The sequence below is a fragment of the Streptomyces sp. NPDC056948 genome (assembly GCF_042674225.1).
GTDB classification, from domain to species: domain Bacteria; phylum Actinomycetota; class Actinomycetes; order Streptomycetales; family Streptomycetaceae; genus Streptomyces; species Streptomyces purpurascens.
In genome coordinates, this window is sequence record NZ_JBHUQX010000526.1 from 1 (window position 1) to 5,544 (window position 5,544).

5 protein-coding genes are annotated in these 5,544 nt (G+C 70.7%); 1 reads left to right on the plus strand and 4 read right to left on the minus strand.

The features are described from left to right. Positions 1-324: (2Fe-2S)-binding protein (locus ACFTZL_RS40185; protein WP_382594083.1), on the plus strand; the 324-nt coding region annotated here is incomplete at its 5' end. Positions 325-331: 7 nt separating this feature from the next. Here ACFTZL_RS40185 and ACFTZL_RS40190 read toward each other — a convergent pair. The 4 genes from ACFTZL_RS40190 to ACFTZL_RS40205 all read right to left on the minus strand — a co-directional run bounded on the left by ACFTZL_RS40190 (position 332) and on the right by ACFTZL_RS40205 (position 5,343). Next, positions 332-1,141, minus strand: a complete 810-nt coding sequence (locus ACFTZL_RS40190; protein ID WP_382594086.1) for an alpha/beta fold hydrolase — start codon at positions 1,139-1,141, stop codon at positions 332-334. A 31-nt stretch (positions 1,142-1,172) separates the two neighbouring features. Next, complete coding sequence (locus ACFTZL_RS40195) at positions 1,173-2,555, minus strand: FAD-binding oxidoreductase (RefSeq protein WP_382594089.1); 1,383 nt, start codon at positions 2,553-2,555, stop codon at positions 1,173-1,175. Positions 2,556-2,677: 122 nt separating this feature from the next. Next, on the minus strand, positions 2,678-3,964 hold the full coding sequence (locus ACFTZL_RS40200) for a cytochrome P450 (RefSeq protein ID WP_382594092.1): 1,287 nt from the start codon (positions 3,962-3,964) through the stop codon (positions 2,678-2,680). A 29-nt stretch (positions 3,965-3,993) separates the two neighbouring features. After that, complete coding sequence (locus ACFTZL_RS40205) at positions 3,994-5,343, minus strand: glutamine synthetase family protein (protein ID WP_382594095.1); 1,350 nt, start codon at positions 5,341-5,343, stop codon at positions 3,994-3,996. Between the last annotated feature and the right edge of the window lie 201 nt (positions 5,344-5,544).

Here is a 5,544-nt window from a genome sequence, read left to right on the forward strand (position 1 = left end):
GCCCTCGGCCCCGCCGTGCGCCGCGGACCGCGCGCCCTGTGGGGCATGGTCGGCGACGACCTCGTCTCCGGGATCTGGTACCTGGGCCGGACCCTCGGGCGTGAGGAGGACGCCGTGCGCGCGGCGACCGCCCTGCTCCCCGAAGCCGTCAGCCCGTACCCCTCGGGAGCGGACTTCCGCCTGCTGACCGGCACCGACGGCCGCCGTCACACGACCCGCACCCGTGCCGGCTGCTGCCTCTACTACGCCATCCGGCCCGACGAGGCCTGCGGCACCTGCCCCCGCACCTGCGACACGGAACGGCTGCGCCGGCTCGAGGAGTGACGAGCCGTCAGCCTTCTGCCTCCACTTTCCGCCAGAACGCCTCGACGCGCGCGTTGAACACGTCCGGCACCTCCTGGAACGGTTGGTGAGCCTCTCCGGGCAGCACCTCGAACTCGGCGTCCGGGATGCCTTCCGCGACCTCACGACCGAGGCGCGGCGGCGTGGCGAGGTCGAGTTCGCCGGAGAGGACGAGGGTCGGCGCGGTGATGCCGCCGAGGCGGTCGGACGTGTCATGGCGGGAGAACGCCGCGAGCTGGCGTTGGAAGGCCTCGGCGGACTGCGGGTGTTCGAAGGCCAGCGTCTCGTCGATGAGGCGGTCGACCAGGCCGTCGGCGTGGGCGCGCGGCGTGTAGATCCACAGGTAGAACGCCTCGAGCATGGCCCGCTCGGTCGGTGCCCGCTCCACCATCCACTCCCAGAAGCGCGTCATGGCGCGGAAGTAGGAGTCCGGGCGGGCCGTCGTGCTCATCAGGACCAGGCTGCGGACGAGGCCGGGATGTCTCAGTGCCAGCTCCTGGGCGATGAAGCTGCCTCCCGAGAAACCGGTCACGTGGGCGGCCGGTATCTGGAGCGTGCGCAGCAGTGCGGCGGCGTCGTCGGCCATCCGGGGCATGGTGAGCGGCCCTTCGGGCAGTGGCGTACGCCCGGCGCCGCGGTTGTCGAAGGCGGTGAGCCGGTAATGGTCCGCGAGCCCGTCGAGCTGTTGCTGCCACGCCTCGACGGGATCCCCGAGCCCCGAGATGAGCAGGACGTCGGGTCCCCGGCCGCGCCGCTCGACCCAGAGCTGCACGCCGCCGGCGTCGATCATCTGTCCCATGGCCGCCTCCCGGAGCGGGGAACCGTGGTCGTCACCCTCGCGCAGGCGCGATGTTCTGGTTGGCGTGGAACAGGTTGTCCGGGTCGTAGGTCCGCTTGACCCGGGCGAGCCTGTCGTAGTGGTCGCGGTACGTCGCCCGGACCCGCTCCTGACCCTCGCCCACACCCATGAAGTTCACGTACGAGCCGCCCATGGAGTACGGGTGCAGTTCCTCCTGGTAGTCGACGCACCACTGCCTGATGGCGCCCGCGTTGACCGGATCGGGGTCCACACCGGCGAAGACGCCCGACCAGACCGCGTCCCGGTAGCTCCACGCCGTGTCGTCCGGGCCCATCCGGTGGGCCGCCCCGTCGACCGGGTAGAGGTGCATCAGCGAGAGCTGGGTGGGGTTGTTCTCGCCGTACTTGAGGTGCACGTCCAGGGCGGCGTCCGGGATGTGGTCGAAGAAGTCGCCGCGCCAGTACCACTGGTAGCCGGACGGGATCAGTTCGTCGAACATGCTCTGCAGCCCGACGTACGGCATCGGAGTCGTGAAGTGGAAGGCCGGCGGTCCGGCCTCGTGCACCACGGAGAGCGTCTCGTCGAGCCGGTCCAGGTCGCCGGTGAGGCACCACACGATGCCGCACACCTTCCGCCCGTGGAGCTCCTCGGGGATGGGCGGGCCGGGCGGGACGACGAAGTTGTTGAAGAAGCCGTACACGTCCTCGGGCGCCTGCGGGAGAAACTCGCGATACCAGGCCAGCACCTCGCGGGTGTGATCGACGGGCCAGACGGTCACCCCGACCCCGACCGTGTCCACCGGGTGCAGCCGGTAGGTGAGGGAGGTCGCGATGCCGAAGTTGCCGCCGCCTCCCCGCAGGGCCCAGAACAGGTCCGGGTGCTCGTCCGCGTTCGCGGTGACGTAGCTGCCGTCCGCCAGCACGACGTCGGCGGCGATCAGATTGTCCGCGGTCAGGCCGTACTTGCGGGTGAGATAGCCGTGCCCGCCACCGAGGGTCAGGCCCCCGACCCCCGTCATGGAGATGATGCCGGTCGGGGTGGCCAGGCCGAAGGCGTGCGTGGCGTGGTCCAGATCGCCGAGCTGAGCGCCGCCGCCGGCCTGCGCGGTCCTCGCCGCCGGGTCGACGCGCACGCCGCGCATCGGCGAGAGGTCGATGGTGATGCCGTCGTCCACCAGACACAGGCCCGGGCCGCTGTGCCCGCCGCCCCGCACGGCGAGTTCCAGGCCGTGATCGCGGACGTAGGTGACCGCGGCCATGACATCCGCGGCGTCCGCGCACCGCACGATGGCGGCGGGGTGTTTGTCGATCATCGCGTTGTAGATCTTGCGGGCCTGGTCGTACTCGGCGTCCCGTGGGCCTATGACCGGTCCTCGCAGCGTGGTCCGCATGTCTTCCAGGGTGGCGCTGTTCATGACGATCTCCTCGGGACGCGCGACCGTGCTGATATCACCAGCCTCCCGCCGACCGCGCGGCGATGCATGTCCGGAGGAGCCGCAGCCCTCTGCGGCAAGCGTTTACTGGACCTCCGCAGAAGTCAGACCGGAGTGACTTCCACCGGCAGTTTCTTGATGCCGTTGACGAAATTGGACCGCACCCGCGGCACGTCACCGGCCAGGCGGATGTCCGCGAGGCGCGGGATCAGCTCCTCGAACATGATCCGGATCTCGGTGCGCGCGAGCAGATTGCCCAGGCACAGATGGGGACTGCCCTTGCCGAAGGTGACGTGGTCGTTGTCGGCGCGCGTGACGTCGAAGTCGTACGGATCGCCGAAGACCTCCTCGTCGCGGTTGCCGGAGGCGAACCACATCACGACCTTGTCGCCCTCCCTGACCCGCCTGCCGCCCAGTTCGACATCGCGCGTGGCGGTGCGGCGGAAGTGGTAGACGGGGGAGGCCCAGCGCAGGAACTCCTCCACCGCGCCCGGGATCAGCGAGGGGTCCTCCTGGAGGCGGGCGAGCTGCTCGGGGTGCTGGATGAGGGCCAGCATCGAGTGGGAGATGGTGTGCCGGGTGGTCTCGTTGCCGGCGACGACCAGGAGCAGGAAGTAGTTGTCGAAGTCCTGCGGGGAGAGCGGCACACCGTCCCGCGGGGTGGTGTTGACCAGCCGGGAGACCAGGTCGGTGCCGTCGCCCCCGCGTCGCTGCCGCGCCAGCTCCCGGCCGTACTCGAAGACCTCCAGCGAGGCGGGGGAGCGGAAGGGCAGATCGCGGTACCGCTCGCTCTCCTCGCTGTGCAGCAGGACGTCCGCGTAGTCGGGGTCGGTGTGGCCGATGATGCGGTTGCCCCAGTCGATCAGCCGCTGATTGTCCTTCGGGGGCACGTCCAGCAGCCGGGCCAGGACGTTGATCGGGAAGTCCGCCGAGACGTCCTCGACGAAGTCGAAGCGGCCCTTGGCGAGGGCGGCGTCGAGGGTCCGTGCCGTCAGCCCTCGCAGGAAGTCGGTGTAGCCGCTGATCACGTTCGCGCCGAACTGCCGCTGGATCAGGCTGCGCAGCGCCCGGTGCCGGACCCCGTCCAGTTCGAGGATCGAGGCGCGTTTCTTGATCTGGTCGTCGTCGACCTCCTCCAGGTTGACGAACCTCGTGGAGGTGAAGGTCTCCGCATCACGGTCGACCCGGACGATGTCCTGGTGCCGGGTCACCGCCCAGAAACCGGAGTTGGGCGCCTCCTCGGGCTGCCAGTGCACGGGGTCCTCGTGACGCAGGGTGTGGAACATCCGCCAGGGCGTGACACCGTCCGTGAAACGGTCCAGGTCGGCGAGGTTCACGTCGGCCAGGGGCAGCGGCTCGCGCACGGCGTCGGTCGGGGTCTCGGTGGTCATCGAACAGCTCCTCGGCGTCACAGGGGGCGTCACAGGTGGTAGGCGTACTCGGTGAACTCCCAGTCGGTGACGTGCCGGTGGAAGCGTTCGACTTCGTCACGCTTGTAGGTGAGGAAGGACGTGGTGAAGCCCTTGCCGAGCAGGTCGGTCAGGGCGGTGTCCGCCTCCAGCGCGTCCAGCGCGGCGGACAGGGTCTGTGGCAGGGCGGCGGACCGGGAGGTGTCGTAGCCGTAGCCCTCCAGCGGGGCGGGCGGCTCCTCACCGGCCAGGACGCCCAGGAGAGCGGCGGCCGTCGTGCCGGCGATCGCCAGATAGGGATTGGCGCTCGCGTCGCCCAGCCGCAGTTCGAGCCGGGCACCCGAGCCGCGCTCGGGCGGGATGCGCACCATGGCGCTGCGGTTGTCCAGCCCCCAGTCGATCAGCCAGGGCGCGAGGGTGTCCGGGCCGAAGCGTTTGTACGAGTTGACGGTGGGGTTGAGCAGCGCGGCCAGGGCGGGCGCGTGGGCGAGGACGCCGGCCACGGCGTGCCGGGCGATGGCGGACAGACCGTACGGGGCCGACGGGTCGTCGAAGGTGTTGCGGCCCTGGTCGTCCTCCCCGGAGAGGTGGAGGTGGAAGCCGGAGCCGCCCGCGTCGTTGAAGGGCTTGGCCATGAAGGTGGCCAGCCTGCCCTCCTTGCGGGCCAGTTCCTTGATCGCCGCCTTGAAGCGGAAGGACCGGTCGGCGGCCGAGAGGGCGTCGGAGTGCGCCAGGTTGATCTCGATCTGGCCGCCGTCGAACTCGTGGTTGCCGCTGATCGCCCCGACCCTCAGATCGCGTACGTGGCGCAGGGTGCGCAGCAGGTGGTTGTCGGGGTCGGCGCGCAGCCCCGCGGTGTAGACGACGCCCGGGTCGGGTGCGTAGCGGCGCCAGCCGCCGGAGGGCGTCGGCTCGCACAGGAAGTACTCCAGCTCGGGCCCGACCACCGGCCGCAGCCCGTGCTCGGTACACCGGGCGAGGACGGCGCGCAGCAGGTCGCGGGGCGACTCCGGGGCGGGCGCGCCGGTCGCCGGGTCGACGACCTCGCCCAGACAGGCGGCCACCCCCGGCTCCCAGGACAGGGGCACCAGCGTGCCGAGGTCCGGCCGTACGCAGATGTCCGGAAGCCCCGCGTCCAGGCCGCCGCTGACCGGGACCACATCGCCCTGCGGGCTGGTGTGGTAGACGGCCCGGCAGAACGCGAGACCGTGCGCGCAGGCCCGGGGCAGCTCCTCGAGCAGCACGTCGCGCGCCCGGTCGGTGCCGATGAGGTCGGGATAGGTCACCCGGACCACGTCGATGCCGTCGGCGGCGAGCCGTTCCATGTGGCGGCGGACTTCTTCAAGGTCGTGAGCGCTCACCGTTGTCTCCTCGGGCGGACGTCGGGACACCTCCGGGACACGGGGCCGGGGAGGCGGGTGGCGGGAGAGCGAGCAGGCCGGGCGCGGCGGAGCCAGGGACCGCCCGGTGCTTTGTTTGATGCCAAACGGTAGGGCTGGGTGAGGGGTGCCGCAAGGGGGCGGGGGCAAGAATTTATCCATCCGGATAGCTATTGACCAGAC